Below are 14,507 nucleotides of genomic sequence, written 5' to 3' on the forward strand. Positions count from 1 at the left end.
CCTCAGATGCCCCCATGCAGAAAGGCGACCACACCGGACGTGCCACGGCCGTCGCCGGACAGCGGAAGATCGTGCCTCAGTACCGCCTGATCGGCCGGCGAAGGGTAGAGCGCGACGATCCCGTCGACCGCCTGTGCGAACAGGGTCGCAAAGCTGCTCATGCGGGCATCGTTCCATCCGAACAGCTCCGCCTGTGCCAGGGCGCCGTAGAGATAGGCGTTGCGATGATTGGCCAGCACCCAGTTGGAGGCTGTCTCCGAAGACAGCGCCGGCACGCGCGAATAGCGGGTGAACACTGCCTGGATCGGCTCACCGGGCGCCGGCAGGAAACGGAACTGCCCGCCGCTCAGCGTATACTGGACGGGAACCGTCTCGACGCCATTGCCCGACGGGTCGGACCCCTCTGCGCTCCTCGCGGCAGACAGTTCGGCCAGGCGCCCTGCGGAGGTGAACCCCACGGTCCTTCGCCGCCCTCCGACATCGATCTCGACCGAGATGGGCAGGATGGTCGATCCGTCGGGCAGGTCGACATATTCGCTGTCGATGGTGATCACGCTCCGCTCGATCATCGGCCGGATCGCCGCCCCTTGCTGCAGCGCCGCCCCGAGACGTGCATTCAGCTCGTCTTCGCAGAGCGCAATGAGATCGCCTTCCCGCGCACCAAGATCGGAGCCGTCGAGCCACGCCGACAAGGCTTCGATCAGCCCCGAATAGGAGGTCAGCGCCATGATCGTCCTCCACGAAAAAGGGGCCGGTCGATGACCGGCCCCTGCCTTTCAGATTGCTGGTCCCGAGCCGTCAGGCCATGCCGCTGATGCGCGTCGCGAGCCGCGGATCGATCGCTTTCAGTCCATAAAGTACGTCGAGCCGCAAGGTGCTCACATCCGACGACCCGTTGTAGAACGGGATCATCCGGACGCTCACGCCCTTGTAGCTCTCGCGCGCCACGTCCACGGCGCCCGGCGGGGAGACCATCGGCACGATCGCCAGCGCGAAGGCGTTCTTGTGGAAGGCCAGGTTCTGCGCATAGGTCGTGCCGGCCGACCCCAGAAAGCTGACCGCCTGGTTGTTCAGGTCGGCGGTCCCGACCACGTCGACATTCTTGAACGCACCCGACCAGATCATAGCGGGATAGATCTGCACGTCGGTCTCGCTGCCGGCACAGACCGCGTCCGCCATCACGGTGAACTGCTTGAGCCAGGGCAGCCGCGTCTTTGTCACCGGATTGACCGCATAGACGCCGGCGATGGTGAACACCTCACCCGCCTTCACCGTGTCGGTCGCGGTGGCAAAGCCGTCCATGTGGATCGTCTGCACCATCGTGTCCTTGACCGCCGTATATTCGATCGTCGCCGCCGTGATGCTCAGGTCAATCAGGATCGAACCGGCGCGGCTGCCGGTCGTCAGCGTCTGGACATTCTGCGACATGAAGGTGTCGACGCCGCCGATCCTGCCCAGGTCGCCCTTGCGATAGGCGTCGTTCGCCGCCCCCTGGATGTAGAGATTGGTCTGCGTACCCAGCATGCCCCAGTGATCGGCCGGCGACAGGATCGCCGTGCGGCCGTCGGACATCACCGCCTGTTCGTCGAGACGCTGCGGTGCAGGCGCGAAATCCTGAAAGCTGTTGATCAACTGGCCCGGCGTACCGACCCAGTTCGGCACCTTGGTCGCCAGCGCGAGGACGTCGCTGTCGATCCGGTTGGCGAGCTGCACCATCGCCGGCTTGATCACCCGCTCGGACAGATCCTTGATGTTGAGCGTCAGTTCCTGCGAGGTGAAGGCGAAGTCGACACCCTTCTGCTGATCGACGGTGATCGTCGTCGATCCCTCGACCACGTCCTGCACAGACGCGTTACTGCCCGACCGAACCGTGAAGTCGGTCGGCCGCTTGATCGTCACGGTCGCGCCGGTCTGATAGCCGTTGCGGCCATTGCCGAATTCGGACTCGAGCCCGCGGTGCACCCGCTTCGCCGCGACCAGCTCGTTCTCGAGAACCATCAGCGCCTCCTTGGCGATGACGTCGATCGTCAGAATGCTGTTTGCCATGGATTGGATTTCCTATTTCTGTTTGGCGCGCCAGGCCCGGTACTGGGCCATGGTCATGCGCGAAGGATCGGATGGGCCGCTGCCGGCACCGCCGCCGACTTCGGCCGCCGGTCGAAAGGCGCCCTGGTTGGCGGCGCGCTGCCGCTCCAGTTGCTGGGCGCCCAGAAAAGCCAGGTTGAGCACGCGCATCTCGGCTGGCGACGCATGGCCGAGATGGGTGTCGGGTATGCCAAGGGCGACGGCGAAGCCCTCCAGCATCTGGCGGCGCTGCGGTGACCAGTCCCGGATCTCGCGCGCCATCATCGCATCGGTCTCTTCACGCGCCCTGGCAGAATCCTGCTGCTCGCGGAGGGACTTCGCTTCGCTGTGCTGGCCGAGGAGATGGTGGAGCGCCATCTGTTCCTGTGCCAGTTCGCCGACTATCCTACGAAGGTCGGCCAGATCTGGATCACCCGGATCGACGGTCGACCAGTCATGCTGGGCGAGTTCGTCGAGTTGCCGTTCGATATCGTGCAGCCGCTGGCTTGCCTGCAGTTCCTCGGCGGTCATCGCCTGCACCTGCTCCAGTGCCGCGCGGTCCGCCGCCAGGGCCCGCCGCTGCTCGGCCAGCGCCATCGTCTTGCGCGTATAATCCGCCTGTCGCAGCAACGCGTCTTTCAGCGGCGCCGGCACCTCATAGACGCGCCCCTCATATTCGACCTGCTCGATGGCGTCGGCATCGTCGTCGAAGCCTTCGCCATCGGCGGCGCTTTCCTCGTCTCCACCCTCGGGATCATCGGACCAGTGATCCTCATCTTCCGCGAAATCGTCAGCCTCCGCCGGATCGTCGTCAGGGCCGAACATCTCCGGACGCACGTCTTCATCGCCGGCCAAGCCGGACGTCATGTCATCGTCAATCATGTGGACTCCCCGAATGAAATCAGGCGAAAGCAGGTGGCGTAGAGCAATGCGGCAGATCGCCGAAAATCACGGTGCCGCGCCGAGGCTCATCATGCTTTGCGATCCGCTACCCGCCGCCTAAGGCTCATTTGGCACCGCAACCGCCGTCTGCGCGACGTCCTGCAACGTCTCGGCGACGAGCATCTCAAGCAGGTTCGCCGGCAATTGACCTGCGATCGCGGCAAGCCGATCGGTCACAGCCTTGTAAGCCGCGATGTCCAATTGCCGTTCCTCGCGCTGCTGATCGGCCTGCACAGCCTGCAAACGGCCGCCCAACTGCTCCAAAGCCTGGCGCAATTGCTCGACCTGGCGGGCGGCGGCATCGCGCACGGGGTCCTGCCCCTGCTCCGCCTGGCGAACGGCATCGGGCAGGACGGCCTGCAGCCGCCTGACCGCCTTCTCGCCGCCGGGAAGGTCGAGATTCTCGACGATCAGGTCGCCGAGCAGGCTGGCGCTCTGCGGGTTGGCCCGAACCAGCTCGGTCAACATCGTCGCGGCTTCCTCGCGCTGGGTCGAATAGGACGGCCCCGACTTCACGGTCAGATCATATTTGCCGATCGTCAGATTATAGATCTCGGCGGCCGGATCTGCCGTTCCATCGGGGTCGGTGATCCGCACCATCGCAGCCTTACCGTCCTGCCCCAGGACCCGGATCGTGCGGTCGCTATTGTAGACCTTGGGGATCAGGTCGATGAGGATGCGGCCGGTCTGGCGGATCGCGCGGCTGAGATTGTCGATGAAGTGGAAGGTCGCCACATCGCCTTCGCGTTGCCGCGCCAGGATCGCCCGCCCGCTGGTCTCGTTCGACCGCGCGCCGAGCGACGCATCGTACAGCCCCATCACCGCCTTCATGTCGTCGGCGGCGTTCATTGCCGCTTGCAGTTCGCCGGCCGGCACCCCGGTGAAGGGCTGGCGCATCGGCGGCTCCGGTCCGTCATATTCGAGGAAGGCGTGCGTCGCATTGTTCGCCGTCGCCCAGCGCGGATCGGATGCGAAGGCGCCCCGGCGGCCGACCCACGGCGCCTTGGGCGCCAGCGCCACCAGTTCGGTCGCCATCGTCCGCCAATAGTTGAACATCTGCTGCGGATCGCGCGCATCGCGGATCAGCGAGCGGAAATGACGCCTCCCCTCGACATTCACCTCCTCGCCATAGACCGGCACGATCGGGATAAACCGTCCCGGCCAAGCCTGCTCGGACAGCAGGTCCGATCCATTGAGCACATATTGCGTCACCTCGAACGACTTCACCGGACGCGGCTGACCGATCGTCTCGATCCGACCCAGCAGAGCCCGTACCCGGGGCAGTTCGTCGAGATGCGCGACCGCGATCCGGCCGTCCGGTGTCGCATATTGGACCAGTTGCCGGACCACTTCCTCGCGCTTCCAATATTCGGCGACGCGGACGCTGCGCTCCTGCCCGTCCAGCCATCCGGACGTCCCGCTCCAGGCCGAGCTCGAAAAGTCGATTGTCTCAGCCTCGGGAAAGCGGCGCGCATAATGCGCCTCGCTCATCTGCTCGATCACGAAGGCGGTCGACCAGTCCGAACCGTCCGACGACTGCGCGAACGGATCGCCATAGATGGCGAAGGGATTGGGAACCGGGCGAATGACCAGGTCCTTCTCGAACCCGTCGTCGGTCGCATAGTCGAGGTTGATCCGGATATAGCCGATCCCCATCGTCGCCGAGCAATCGACCGCCGTGTCATAGGCTATGTCGGCGTTGGACATCGTTTCGATATTCCGGATCAGCCCGCTCATGACCTCGGCCGTCTTCGCGTCGCCGCGCTCGACCGGATGGACCGAGATGGCCGGCTTGTTCTGCCGACTGTCGTTGACGACCTGCCGGATGAAGCTCGGCATCCGGTTGATCGTCAGGCAGGGCCGCCCCTCCGCTTCGCGCTGCCGCCGCACCTTGTCTGGCCACTGCCAGGCTCCGCCCAGCCTGGCGAAACGCAGATCATCGAGCGCCGCCGCCCGATTGTCGCTCTCATGCGCTTCGGCGGCGGCAAAGGCCTCCACCGCCTCCTTGACGATATCGTCCATTTTCGGTTCCCATGAAATGCGCAGCCGCGAGCCGGCCAGCAGGCGGGTCGCTGGGACGCGAGATTAGCGGGGGCGGCTTAGCGGCGACAGGACGTCGAGCATCGTCCTTATCAAGCCGTCAGTGCTCTGATGTCGCGATCAATTAAGATATCAATATGTATAGATAAAATCATGAGCAGTCGCTCAACGCCTGCCCCATCTATACAATTCTCGATTATTGCAGAACCACTTCAAATAAGCACGAGTGCCCAGAGAAAAAATTACAACCCCCCAGACTGCACCAATTCCTATAAAGACATTGAACAGCGAAAAATTTCCGATCTGCTCTCTCACGAAGATTGGTATGACAATAGGGATTGAGGCGAGCAGCAAGAACTTCGCATCGACGCGCTTCGTCAGCGAGAAGCCCTCCATACGAGCCGCGAAATCCTTACCCTTGATCAAAAGATCCAGACCGCTCTGATATTCGGCGGTCCACTGGCCGATGACCCGCACCAGCAAGGCAAAAGGAAGCACAACGATGCGGCTGGCATGATGGATGAAATTATTCATCATCGAAGATCTCGTCCGTGAGCGCTTGAACATAGCGATCACGAAAAACATCGCCAGCCTCTTTCACTCCCTCATTATCGAAGTGCGACCGCCTGTATCGCCCGATATTGTTGCGCAAAGGCCCGGCGGGACCTCTGACAAGCTTCAACGTACGTTGAAGCGCGCGGCCTCCCGGCAGAAGCCGGGAGGGGAAGCTCGTGAGTTGGGCCCACAGCGGTCCAGCCCGGCCGTTCGCAGTGGCATCATAGGCGTTGACCCCGAGCAGGGCCCCCTCAGCAACCCACCCGAGACCCTTTGCCGCCAACGCTGCGGGCGCTGTGATCCCTCCGGCCGCAGTGGCGACGGCCGCGACGTCGGCGGCAAGCGCCGCCTTGTCCAGGACCTTCCGGGCCGCTTCCACATACGACATGGGCTTGACCGTCACACCGGGCCCGTATCCAGTTCGACCACGCTGCGGCATGGGATTGGCGGGACTCGATCCCCTGCGCGGAGGTGCGCGCTCCGCAGGGGGCCGAAACAGAATCTTGGGTAACGATACCGGACTGTCTCGTCCGCTCTCGACACTAGCCTTCGGGCGGCTTGGTGCGGCAGCGCCGTTCATCGGGAGTTCTCCTCATTCCAGAGATTGCGCCCCTTCCGCCGACAGCAGCTCTGCTAAAGGCCGAGCTGCGACATCGCCGGGGGTCGGTTTGGCAGTCAGGCCATCCAGCCGCCCATCTTGACGACGGGTCGCGAAGACAATCCGCCCGGCGCGGCAAGCGCCATCCTCTTCATCATCATCGCATAGCGCGACGCCGACAGCCGATCGTCCCGCGTCTTCACGATAATACCGTCCTTACGATGGTACAGCCTGAACTCGGCGAACCAGTCCTCGAGATGGTCGAACACCTTCCAGCGACCGGATAGCATTCGGTCGAGCATTTCCGCGATGCCCGCCTCGATCCCATTCCCGCCATCCTCGAAACATGCCCGCTCCGGCAGCAGCGCCAGACCCTGCTCACGATATTGCTGGGCCAGCGCCGCGCCCGACCCCTTGTCATGCTGCAACCCGTCATGTGGCCATGCCCAGGGCAACCAGGCCCCCCAGGGCTTCAGAGCCGCCGCATGGATCAGCGGCGTCGCTTCGCGCTGGCCATAGGATGCGATCACATAGAGACAGTCCGCATCGCGATCCCAGGCCAGCCGCACCGCAGCAGTCGGGTGATCCCAGCCGAAGTCCAGCCCGCCGATCTGCACCCAATGGGCGGGGATCTCGAACGCAGCCACCCGGATCAGATCCTCATCGACCGGAAAGACACGCCCCGACCCGAGCATCGGAATGCCCTCGGCCCGCGCCTTTCGCTCGTGCGCCGGATAGGCGGCGACGATCGCCGCGCGCTGGGCCGGCGTGTAATGCTCGGCATCGTCGATCGTCATGCGCGTGACATGGCGGCTCATCGCATCTCTTTTCCCTGATCGGAGTTGGGGGAGGCCTCGTCGAGAAACATCCGCACCACCTCGCTCATGCCTTTCAGCGGCGTGAAGGTCAGCATCACCATTCCCTCGGTCGCATTGGTCCGGGTCAGCCCCTCGACATAGATGTCGACCGGCGGCTCCTCGTCGAACCACACTGCATTGAGCGTATCGCCCTGCCACTTGGCCCGCCCCTGTTCATAGGTCTTGAACAACAGGGTCGAGGCACCGCCGGACACGTGGGCGACGCTCACCGCATCCAGGATATTTGCCCCGCTCGAAGCCCGATGAATGCCAAGTATGGCCTCCCCGGGAATGGCGCCGCACCCCCAGGCAGCGCTCCGTTCGGGCTCCCCGACCAGCAGCTTCTGCACCGTGTCTCTCGTCGATACGCGGGTTTCGCCTGCCGCCCAGTAGCGGCCTCCCTCCGCGAAGCGCCGCCCTCGCCACCAGGACGGATATCGGCCGGTCAGGTGCATCGCCAGTTCAAATGAACCCGCGACCGTCTTGCCAAGCTGATTGCCCGCCATGAACAGCCGCTCGCGATGCACCGCTCCGGCGTCGTGAAACTCTCTCTGCCGCGTGTAAGGACGATAGCGGGACAGGCGATTACGGTCGCGCCGCCGCTTGAGTTCACGCGCGAGGATCAGCGCCCGTCGCCGCAAGCGCGGCAAGTATCCGCTGGAGTTCATCGGCGATCTCGTCATCGGTAAGTGTCTCGACCGCACTGCCGTCTTCCGAGCGCTTTGCGAGCGCTGAGGCGATCAGCCGGAGATAGTCATGCGGCCGGTCGGCACGCACCTTGTCGATCGTTCGCGCGCCATGACGCGTCCAGCTGGCGCGCAGTTCGTCCAGGAAATCGGCGCTCGGCTCGTCATCGATGATCGGGTCTTTCGCACCCTCACTGCGGTCGGGACAGCTTTCATCGGTCCCGGACGGCGCAAGCGCATTATCGTGCGCCGACGGCCGTTCGGCGTCGCGACGCCGCGCCATCAGGCGGTCCGAAGGCTGAAACGATGCCCGGCGCGCGGCGCGAGCCAGAATCGCTCGCCCGCCGACACGTAATTGGACGAGGCCGTCGCGGCCACGCTGCCCGACGGGCTATATTCGTACCGAAAGGCCTCGGTCGCGATCAGGCTCAGCGCCGTCTGTCCGTCGGGCGTCGCGACACTCAACACCGGCGCGGTGCTGATCGAAATGCTCTGCGCCTTCGATGCCGCTCCATCCTGTCCAGGATCGGCGGCGATCGGCAACCCGCCGGTTGCGACGCGGGCAAAATAACTGATTTCGACGGTCATCCTCGTCTCCACTGGCTGCGCACGAAAAACGCCCGCCAGACCGGAGTCCAGCGGGCGTTTCGAATATCCGGGGGTCAGCCGTTCGGTCGGCTAATTTCTACGTGGCAACCCCACTGTGTTTTTATGCATATCGACCCGACTCGCCAAAGTCAAGAACAAAATAAGAACACGAATCTTTTGCATGGGTCAGGCAGCCTGCCGCTCGGCCAGTGCATCCGAACGGCGGACCACCGGCCGGAAGGCGATGCACAGCTTATAGTCGCCCTGCGCGACGGCCGGGAGAGGCGGAACCAGCACTGCGGCCGAAGCGGTGCAGCGAAACAGATCGTCGACCACCGGCTCCATGCCTTCTTGGACGAAAGGCGCCTCGATATCGGGCCGCTCGTTCCGCCCCGGCTCTGCGCTGGGCAGTTCGATCGGCTGAAAGCTGATATCCTCGATCTGGACGGCCTCGTAGCAATTGCCGAGCAGCACCGCGACGGTAAGGTCCTGACGAGCGGGGACGATCATCCGGTAATAGCCGTCATGCGTTGGATAGGCCTCGATATCCATCATGCAGTCCCCTCGTGCATTGGCGAGGATCACGGGCACTGTTATGCCCCCGGCCAGGAAGTCGCTCTCGCGGACGTCGAGCGCCCCGCGCACGATTCCGAACAGGGCCAGGTTCATCGCCAGCCCCTGTTCCTGCAACTCCCCCGGCAGAAACATGCGCGCCGTGCTCTGCAGATAATGGAGCCCGCGGCGGCGGAGCCCCCGGACCGACCGCGACTTGTCCAGCATCTTCATGTGACTGGACGAACCGAGATTGGCGTCATGCGTGAAGTCGCCGACCGTGGCGACCTCGGCTGCGGTAGGCAAATACATCAGGCGGGCCAGGACGGCGGCAGCCGACTTTCTCCTGCAGTCCGGGTCGTCGGATATCGATGTCCGGCCCAGCGCGCTCGCAGCCCGGCCGAACGCGATCGCGCCGGCCTGTATGCGGTCGCGGGTCTCGCTCTGGCGGCCCTTGTCGCCCGGCTTCTCGTGGATCGGCTTCCCATTGGGGTGATAATCGATCACCGAGCCTTTCGCCTGGGTGCAGATCTGCTCGACTACCGCGATCGAAGAGCCGAGCACCGAGAGGACTTCCCGGCTGTAATGGCGCTTGTCGAACCACCCCTTCTTGTCGAGCCCGGTCGGCTCATTCTCCCGCAGGAGCAGATATCGGCCCGCAATCTCGACGTTCATCCGCGCCTTCAGCAGAGGCACCACCCGGTCCTGGACCGTGCCATGATAGCCGAGATCGACCAGCATCAGCAGGTCGCCGTCGACGACGCCCTGCTTGCGCACATGCTCGATCAGCCGATCGGCATAGCGTGTCGAGCGGCGCACCACCTTCTGGGCAGCATCCGACTGGCATATTTTGCGTTCGAACGTCGAAACGTCGCCGGACGGCCCGGCAATCTTCCGCGCTTCATGGGGTTCCAGCAACAACATCCCGCCGATCACGTCGAGTCGCTGCTTGCCGGCCTCTCGCGCAACCAACGCTTCGACGGCGCCATGATCCATCAGGCTGGCCCGTCCGGCCGTCAGGCGGCTTATCGACAAGTCGCCATAGCCGCGCCCCGTCTCCAGCGTCTCGAACAGCTTCATCGGAAGAAAGCCGTCGCGCATCAGGAACATGATCTTGACCGGCCGCCCATGCTCCTTCGAGAGCTGGACCGCCTCCGCCTCCACCCACTGGGCGAAGCCGTGCAGCAACGGACCCATCACGTCATGGCCCATCGCGAAGGCGGGATCCTGCTCTTGCCGAAGCGACAGCAGCGGGCGATGCGGCTGCATGACCGCCTCCGTCTGGCGCGTCGCAGGATCCAGCATTACCGCAGCCATGGCTTCCAGCCGCAGCCGTGCTTCGGCGTCCTTGTCGAACTGCACGAAATGCGCGGTGGCGATCCCCAGGGCGGATGGCGCCGACTGGTCGGCGATCTCGTTGTCGCCGAGGTGCAACAGGGCTTGAGGACGAACCTTCAAGGCCTCCAATACCGGCTGGAACAGACCTTCCGCCTTGCTCAGCCCATGCTCGGACGAGGTGAATATCCGATCGATCAGGGCCGCCACTTCACCACCTGCCGAGGCTTCGATCAGCGAAAGCAGTTGCTCTGCGCTGAAATAGGTGTCGCTGACGATGATGATTTTGAGCCCGCGCGCCTTGGCGGCGCGCATGAGCGCCACGACCGGCGGAAAGGCATAGCAATGCCGTACCTCTGCCGCGATCTCGGTCGCGACGGACGCAGCGATCTCGCTGGCGGCGACACCGGGCAGCAGGCGGGCGTGGATCGCTTCGATCGATGTCTCGCGCCGCCCGGAGCGATAGGCTTCGGCCTTTCGGGCCTCCCGCTCGGCGATGACGCGCGGCTCGATCGCGCCGCCCTGGATGGGCAGGCCCGTGAACACGTCCGAAGGGGCCTGGCAGTTCCGCCACAGGAGCGTGTCGAAACAGTCGAGCGACAATATGGAGATGGTCGGCGGAACCCGGTCGAGCAAGCTGGGGATGTCCTGCGCGGTCACGCTGATCTTCATGGCAATCCTTCCGGCGGAATTTGCTGCCGGTATCGCGCAGCAACCCTAAGATCGCGTTAACCATGATCGGCGCATGATCACGGCGCCTCTCCGCCCACCTTTTCGGCAAGCCGCACGATCAGCGGACGCTGGCTTTCCAGCATCTGTTCCAGCGCCTCGCTCACGGAAAACCAACGTCCTTCCGCGACTTCGGGAAAGCTCTGCATACGCCCGCTGCGGCGCGGCCATTCGAGCTCGAACATGTTGCTCCGGATCCGCGCGGGATCGAGATCCAGTTCGGTAGCGAAGGCTTCGACTTCCTTGCCCGCTTTCTGGCGGATCGAGCCCAGCGGCAGCAGGACTGCCGGCATTGCAACGCCGAGTTCCTCCTGCGCCTCGCGCCGGGCGGCCAGTTCGGGCGTTTCCCCCTGCTCGATCGCGCCTTTTGCGATTTGCCAGGCACCCGGCCCGCGCTTTCGCCAATAGGGCCCCCCGGGAAGCACGAGCAATATTTCCAGCCGGCCATCGCACCAGCGATAGGGCAGCACTCCTGCGCTCCGCGGCCGCATCATTCCCCGACCAGGTGCAGGATGATCGTGCGCCGATGTGGCCGGCGGCGGTGCTCGAACAGATAAATGCCCTGCCACTGGCCGAGCGCCAGCCGTCCCCCAGCCAGAGGAATGGAAAGGTGCACCTGCGTCAGGGCAGCTCTGAGATGCGCAGGCATGTCGTCTGGCCCTTCCTCGTCATGGTCATAGGCGCCGGGATCCTCGGGCGCGAGGCGAGCGAAATACCGTTCGAGGTCGGCTCGTGCCTCCGGGGCGGCATTCTCCTGGATCAGCAAAGATGCCGATGTGTGGGTGCAGAACATCGTCAACACGCCGGATCTCATCTGCTGCGCCCCCACCCAGGTAACGACCTCGGCGCTGATATCCGTCAAACCTTGCCGATGGCTCTCGATGATCAGCGGGTGCTGGGCTTGGTGCATCCTTCCTCCCAATCGATCGCTAAGCGATTGTGTCTGCCTTGCATTCCCTACCCGGACCGCGGCGTCAATCACATCATGGCATGAACAAGCCGAGTTCCAGCCTCAGGGCCAAGCTCGCAATGTCGAAGGAAATCAGGTGGATCGGAGGCGTCACAATAGGAACATCCGCCATGAAGGCTTCGTTCTCTCGCCATATTCCAAGATAAGGCAGATCGATGGCGACCCGTTATGATAGAGTACGAGAAGAACGAAGTTCGCAGTTCCTGACGGAGACTTTCCAGAGGGGACTGGCGCGCTGGAACCGCGAAAGATTGTCTCCCCGCCAGCCCGATGCGGGTTCCGACGCGTTTGAGCATGATGTCCGGATGCTCAGGCTTGAGCGCGCTTTCCTTGCCCATCTGCGTTCGGAAGTTTCGGCGGCCGCAGCCGATGTTCCACGCGACGCTGACGGCTTCGTCAATTGGTTCGAGAGCCTCAAGCTTCATGGCCCCGGACAAGGGGACATGCTCTTTCCGTGGCTTGCGGACGAAGCCGACCGGGAACAACTGCGCTGGTTCTTCGAACAGGAAGCCGCCGGGGAGGCGGGGTTCGACGATCTCGTGGCGATGACACAAGTGAAGATGCCAGCAAGAGCCAAACTCGAACTTGCTCGAAACTATTGGGACGAGATGGGTCGCGGCAATCCCGCTGGCATGCACGGTCCCATGCTGGATGCGCTCGTGGCCATTCTCGACGTAGAACCCACGATCGACAATACCGTTTGGGAGAGTCTGGCACTTGCCAACGCCATGACCGCGATGGCAACGCATCGGGACTACGCCTGGCATTCGGTAGGCGCGCTCGGCGCCATCGAACTGACGGCCCCCGGACGATCGGCCATGGTGGCTAAAGGGTTGCGACGCATCGGTCTGAGCGACAGGGAGAGACGATATTTCGACCTCCATGCCGTGTTGGACGTCAAACACAGCGCCGATTGGAACCGCGAAGCGATCCGCCCACTCCTCGAAGAAGACCCTTCACGCGCGGTTGCGCTCGCGGAAGGGGCGCTGATCCGCCTTCGTTGCGGTGCACGCTGTTTTGATCGTTATCGCACGATATTATGGAAATAGCCCGGACTGACGACTTGCGCGGTAACTTACTTGGTAGAACTACCTATGAGTGGCATGCCTCGTCCTTTGCTCCATAGCTGCACGGACCCCTTCGTCTTTTCAATGACATGGTCCGTTCACAGGCTATTTGAGGCATGTTAGGCGGCTGATCGGAACCGATGCCGGATTAGACTAACGTATGATCTTGGATTAACCATTTATTTGCCGCGAATTCGCGATGTTTGACGCGAAGGAGCAAGGCCATGGGAACCAATATCGCTAGTGCGGCGGTCATGACCGCTACGGATACGGAATATATGCTGGACCTCGGATTTGCCTATTCGACAGGCGCCGATGGCTTTCCGCTGGATCTCGTAACGGCGCATCAATGGTTCAATCTGGCCGCTCTGTCCGGCTCGGCAGAGGCCCAACATTGTCGTGCGGATATTGCACACCAGATGACCCGCCAGGAAATCGTGGAGGCTCAGCGCCGCGCCCGCACCTGGCTGGCGGCGCACTAAGGCGGTTCTTATGTGGGCGTCAGCCCTGCTCGCTATGTTCTGCCAGCGCCGCCACCAGCTTTTGCACGCTTTCGCGTAACTCCTCTATTCCTTCGGGCGTGCGTCCCTTGGCGATGGTCCCGGGGACATGCAGAGCCCTCTCGCGCAGGGCCCTCCCTGCGTCGGTCAGGCCGATCACCACCCGACGCTCGTCTTCCGGATCGCGCGACCGGGTTACATGGCCTGCAGCCTCCATCCGCTTCAACAGCGGGGTCAATGTCCCGCTGTCGAGATACAGGCGCGCGCCGAGCGTCCCCACCGTCTGGGGGGCCCTTTCCCACAGCACCAGCATCACGAGATATTGGGGATAAGTCAGCCCCAATTGCCGCAAGACCGGGCCATAGAGGCGATTGAGAAGGTTGGTGGCAGCGTAGAGGGGGAAGCAGACCTGCCGATCGAGCAGCAGGGGATCACCTTCTCCATCCAACGCTGCCACCCTGTCATTCATTGCGTGAAGATCCTGAACTTGACCTCGATATTGCCGCGGATCGCGTTGGAATAAGGGCACACGGCGTGGGCAGCCTTTACGATCTCTTCGGCCTTCGATTGGTCGACACCGGCGATCTCGACATCGAGAGAGACTGCGAGGTTAAAGCCGCCCTGCCCGTTCGGCAACAGGCCGACCTCACAGGAAACCTCGATGTCGTCGTCCGTCACCTTGTCCGCCTGACCGCGCGTGACGTGAATGACCGCATTTTCGAAACAGGCGGCATAGCCTGCGGCGAAAAGCTGCTCGGGGTTGGTCGCCCCGCCCTTGCCGCCCAATTCCTTCGGCAGCGCCAGCGGCAGATCGAGAATACCGTCCTCGCTCTTGATCGCTCCGCTACGACCGCCATGGGCGTGGACACGCGTCGAATATAGTTGGCTCATACCTAACTCCTCTGCTCTTCCCAGATACATATATTGCACAATCTGATTGCAAACAAGATAATTGCCTATAATTTTTTCGGCGTGACTGCCTTCCACATGCAAGGTGCGCTCGCCAGACATATGGCCGAAAGGG

Annotated in this window: 17 protein-coding genes; 2 read left to right on the top strand and 15 right to left on the bottom strand. The window is 63.2% G+C overall.

Translation table 11 applies throughout. The features are described 5' to 3' along the window. Nucleotides 1-2: 2 nt before the first annotated feature. The 13 genes from G6P88_RS05315 to G6P88_RS05365 form a co-directional block, all read right to left on the bottom strand. Entirely contained in the window at nucleotides 3-728 is a 726-nt protein-coding gene (locus G6P88_RS05315; RefSeq protein WP_165322196.1) for a phage adaptor protein, read from the bottom strand. A gap of 70 nt (nucleotides 729-798) precedes the next feature. After that, a complete protein-coding gene (locus G6P88_RS05320; protein ID WP_165322198.1) occupies nucleotides 799-2,046 on the bottom strand; it encodes a P22 phage gp5 family major capsid protein in 1,248 nt (415 codons plus the stop codon). 12 nt (nucleotides 2,047-2,058) lie between these two features. Beyond that, nucleotides 2,059-2,946 carry a hypothetical protein gene (locus G6P88_RS05325; protein ID WP_165322200.1) on the bottom strand — a complete coding sequence of 296 codons (888 nt, stop codon included), beginning with the start codon at nucleotides 2,944-2,946 and terminating at the stop codon, nucleotides 2,059-2,061. Nucleotides 2,947-3,063: 117 nt separating this feature from the next. Beyond that, nucleotides 3,064-5,028, bottom strand: a complete 1,965-nt coding sequence (locus G6P88_RS05330) for a portal protein (protein WP_165322202.1) — start codon at nucleotides 5,026-5,028, stop codon at nucleotides 3,064-3,066. Nucleotides 5,029-5,211: 183 nt separating this feature from the next. Continuing rightward, nucleotides 5,212-5,583 (bottom strand): hypothetical protein, encoded by a 372-nt coding sequence (locus G6P88_RS05335; RefSeq protein WP_206335865.1) that lies wholly within the window; start codon nucleotides 5,581-5,583, stop codon nucleotides 5,212-5,214. Then, nucleotides 5,573-6,004 (bottom strand): hypothetical protein, encoded by a 432-nt coding sequence (locus tag G6P88_RS20190; protein ID WP_206335866.1) that lies wholly within the window; start codon nucleotides 6,002-6,004, stop codon nucleotides 5,573-5,575. Before G6P88_RS20190 ends, G6P88_RS05335 begins: the two co-directional genes overlap by 11 nt. 272 nt (nucleotides 6,005-6,276) lie before the next feature. Beyond that, nucleotides 6,277-7,017 (bottom strand): phage terminase large subunit family protein, encoded by a 741-nt coding sequence (locus tag G6P88_RS20195; RefSeq protein ID WP_206335867.1) that lies wholly within the window; start codon nucleotides 7,015-7,017, stop codon nucleotides 6,277-6,279. After that, complete coding sequence (locus G6P88_RS20200) at nucleotides 7,014-7,724, bottom strand: terminase large subunit domain-containing protein (protein ID WP_206335868.1); 711 nt, start codon at nucleotides 7,722-7,724, stop codon at nucleotides 7,014-7,016. Before G6P88_RS20200 ends, G6P88_RS20195 begins: the two co-directional genes overlap by 4 nt. Continuing rightward, complete coding sequence (locus G6P88_RS05345; protein ID WP_165322205.1) at nucleotides 7,666-8,025, bottom strand: hypothetical protein; 360 nt, start codon at nucleotides 8,023-8,025, stop codon at nucleotides 7,666-7,668. The genes G6P88_RS20200 and G6P88_RS05345 overlap by 59 nt, the downstream gene beginning before the upstream one ends. Beyond that, entirely contained in the window at nucleotides 8,025-8,330 is a 306-nt protein-coding gene (locus G6P88_RS05350) for a hypothetical protein (RefSeq protein WP_165322207.1), read from the bottom strand. The genes G6P88_RS05345 and G6P88_RS05350 overlap by 1 nt, the downstream gene beginning before the upstream one ends. A 186-nt stretch (nucleotides 8,331-8,516) precedes the next feature. Beyond that, nucleotides 8,517-10,889, bottom strand: coding sequence for a hydrolase (locus G6P88_RS05355; RefSeq protein ID WP_165322209.1), 2,373 nt, complete (start codon nucleotides 10,887-10,889; stop codon nucleotides 8,517-8,519). A 77-nt stretch (nucleotides 10,890-10,966) separates the two neighbouring features. Beyond that, complete coding sequence (locus G6P88_RS05360) at nucleotides 10,967-11,440, bottom strand: NUDIX hydrolase (RefSeq protein ID WP_345719199.1); 474 nt, start codon at nucleotides 11,438-11,440, stop codon at nucleotides 10,967-10,969. Beyond that, entirely contained in the window at nucleotides 11,437-11,856 is a 420-nt protein-coding gene (locus G6P88_RS05365) for a secondary thiamine-phosphate synthase enzyme YjbQ (RefSeq protein WP_165322210.1), read from the bottom strand. The genes G6P88_RS05360 and G6P88_RS05365 overlap by 4 nt, the downstream gene beginning before the upstream one ends. A gap of 215 nt (nucleotides 11,857-12,071) precedes the next feature. Between G6P88_RS05365 and G6P88_RS05370 the strand changes: the two genes are divergently transcribed. Both G6P88_RS05370 and G6P88_RS05375 read left to right on the top strand, forming a co-directional pair. Continuing rightward, the gene (locus G6P88_RS05370) at nucleotides 12,072-12,965 is read left to right on the top strand and encodes an iron-containing redox enzyme family protein (protein ID WP_165322212.1); all 894 of its coding nucleotides are present in this window, start codon (nucleotides 12,072-12,074) and stop codon (nucleotides 12,963-12,965) included. A gap of 242 nt (nucleotides 12,966-13,207) precedes the next feature. Next, on the top strand, nucleotides 13,208-13,465 hold the full coding sequence (locus G6P88_RS05375; RefSeq protein WP_165322213.1) for a hypothetical protein: 258 nt from the start codon (nucleotides 13,208-13,210) through the stop codon (nucleotides 13,463-13,465). A 19-nt stretch (nucleotides 13,466-13,484) separates the two neighbouring features. Here the strand turns inward: G6P88_RS05375 and G6P88_RS05380 are convergent, their stop codons facing one another. Both G6P88_RS05380 and G6P88_RS05385 read right to left on the bottom strand, forming a co-directional pair. Next, on the bottom strand, nucleotides 13,485-13,952 hold the full coding sequence (locus G6P88_RS05380) for a MarR family winged helix-turn-helix transcriptional regulator (RefSeq protein ID WP_206335869.1): 468 nt from the start codon (nucleotides 13,950-13,952) through the stop codon (nucleotides 13,485-13,487). Next, entirely contained in the window at nucleotides 13,949-14,494 is a 546-nt protein-coding gene (locus G6P88_RS05385) for an organic hydroperoxide resistance protein (protein WP_425594477.1), read from the bottom strand. Before G6P88_RS05385 ends, G6P88_RS05380 begins: the two co-directional genes overlap by 4 nt. Nucleotides 14,495-14,507 lie beyond the last annotated feature (13 nt).

The organism is Rhizorhabdus phycosphaerae, assembly GCF_011044255.1.
Classification (GTDB): Bacteria; Pseudomonadota; Alphaproteobacteria; order Sphingomonadales; family Sphingomonadaceae; genus Rhizorhabdus; species Rhizorhabdus phycosphaerae.

What these genes read in the sequence shown, in the direction of transcription:
- G6P88_RS05360 (WP_345719199.1), bottom strand. Translation starts at nt 11,440, where the DNA reads ATGATGCGGCCGCGGAGCGCAGGAGTGCTGCCCTATCGCTGGTGCGAT.
- G6P88_RS05355 (WP_165322209.1), bottom strand. Translation starts at nt 10,889, where the DNA reads ATGAAGATCAGCGTGACCGCGCAGGACATCCCCAGCTTGCTCGACCGG.
- G6P88_RS05365 (WP_165322210.1), bottom strand. Translation starts at nt 11,856, where the DNA reads ATGCACCAAGCCCAGCACCCGCTGATCATCGAGAGCCATCGGCAAGGT.
- G6P88_RS05325 (WP_165322200.1), bottom strand. Translation starts at nt 2,946, where the DNA reads ATGATTGACGATGACATGACGTCCGGCTTGGCCGGCGATGAAGACGTG.
- G6P88_RS20200 (WP_206335868.1), bottom strand. Translation starts at nt 7,724, where the DNA reads ATGAACTCCAGCGGATACTTGCCGCGCTTGCGGCGACGGGCGCTGATC.
- G6P88_RS05345 (WP_165322205.1), bottom strand. Translation starts at nt 8,025, where the DNA reads ATGGCGCGGCGTCGCGACGCCGAACGGCCGTCGGCGCACGATAATGCG.
- G6P88_RS05370 (WP_165322212.1), top strand. Translation starts at nt 12,072, where the DNA reads ATGGCGACCCGTTATGATAGAGTACGAGAAGAACGAAGTTCGCAGTTC.
- G6P88_RS05375 (WP_165322213.1), top strand. Translation starts at nt 13,208, where the DNA reads ATGGGAACCAATATCGCTAGTGCGGCGGTCATGACCGCTACGGATACG.
- G6P88_RS05320 (WP_165322198.1), bottom strand. Translation starts at nt 2,046, where the DNA reads ATGGCAAACAGCATTCTGACGATCGACGTCATCGCCAAGGAGGCGCTG.
- G6P88_RS05335 (WP_206335865.1), bottom strand. Translation starts at nt 5,583, where the DNA reads ATGATGAATAATTTCATCCATCATGCCAGCCGCATCGTTGTGCTTCCT.
- G6P88_RS20195 (WP_206335867.1), bottom strand. Translation starts at nt 7,017, where the DNA reads ATGAGCCGCCATGTCACGCGCATGACGATCGACGATGCCGAGCATTAC.
- G6P88_RS05315 (WP_165322196.1), bottom strand. Translation starts at nt 728, where the DNA reads ATGGCGCTGACCTCCTATTCGGGGCTGATCGAAGCCTTGTCGGCGTGG.
- G6P88_RS05330 (WP_165322202.1), bottom strand. Translation starts at nt 5,028, where the DNA reads ATGGACGATATCGTCAAGGAGGCGGTGGAGGCCTTTGCCGCCGCCGAA.
- G6P88_RS05385 (WP_425594477.1), bottom strand. Translation starts at nt 14,494, where the DNA reads ATGTCTGGCGAGCGCACCTTGCATGTGGAAGGCAGTCACGCCGAAAAA.
- G6P88_RS05350 (WP_165322207.1), bottom strand. Translation starts at nt 8,330, where the DNA reads ATGACCGTCGAAATCAGTTATTTTGCCCGCGTCGCAACCGGCGGGTTG.
- G6P88_RS05380 (WP_206335869.1), bottom strand. Translation starts at nt 13,952, where the DNA reads ATGAATGACAGGGTGGCAGCGTTGGATGGAGAAGGTGATCCCCTGCTG.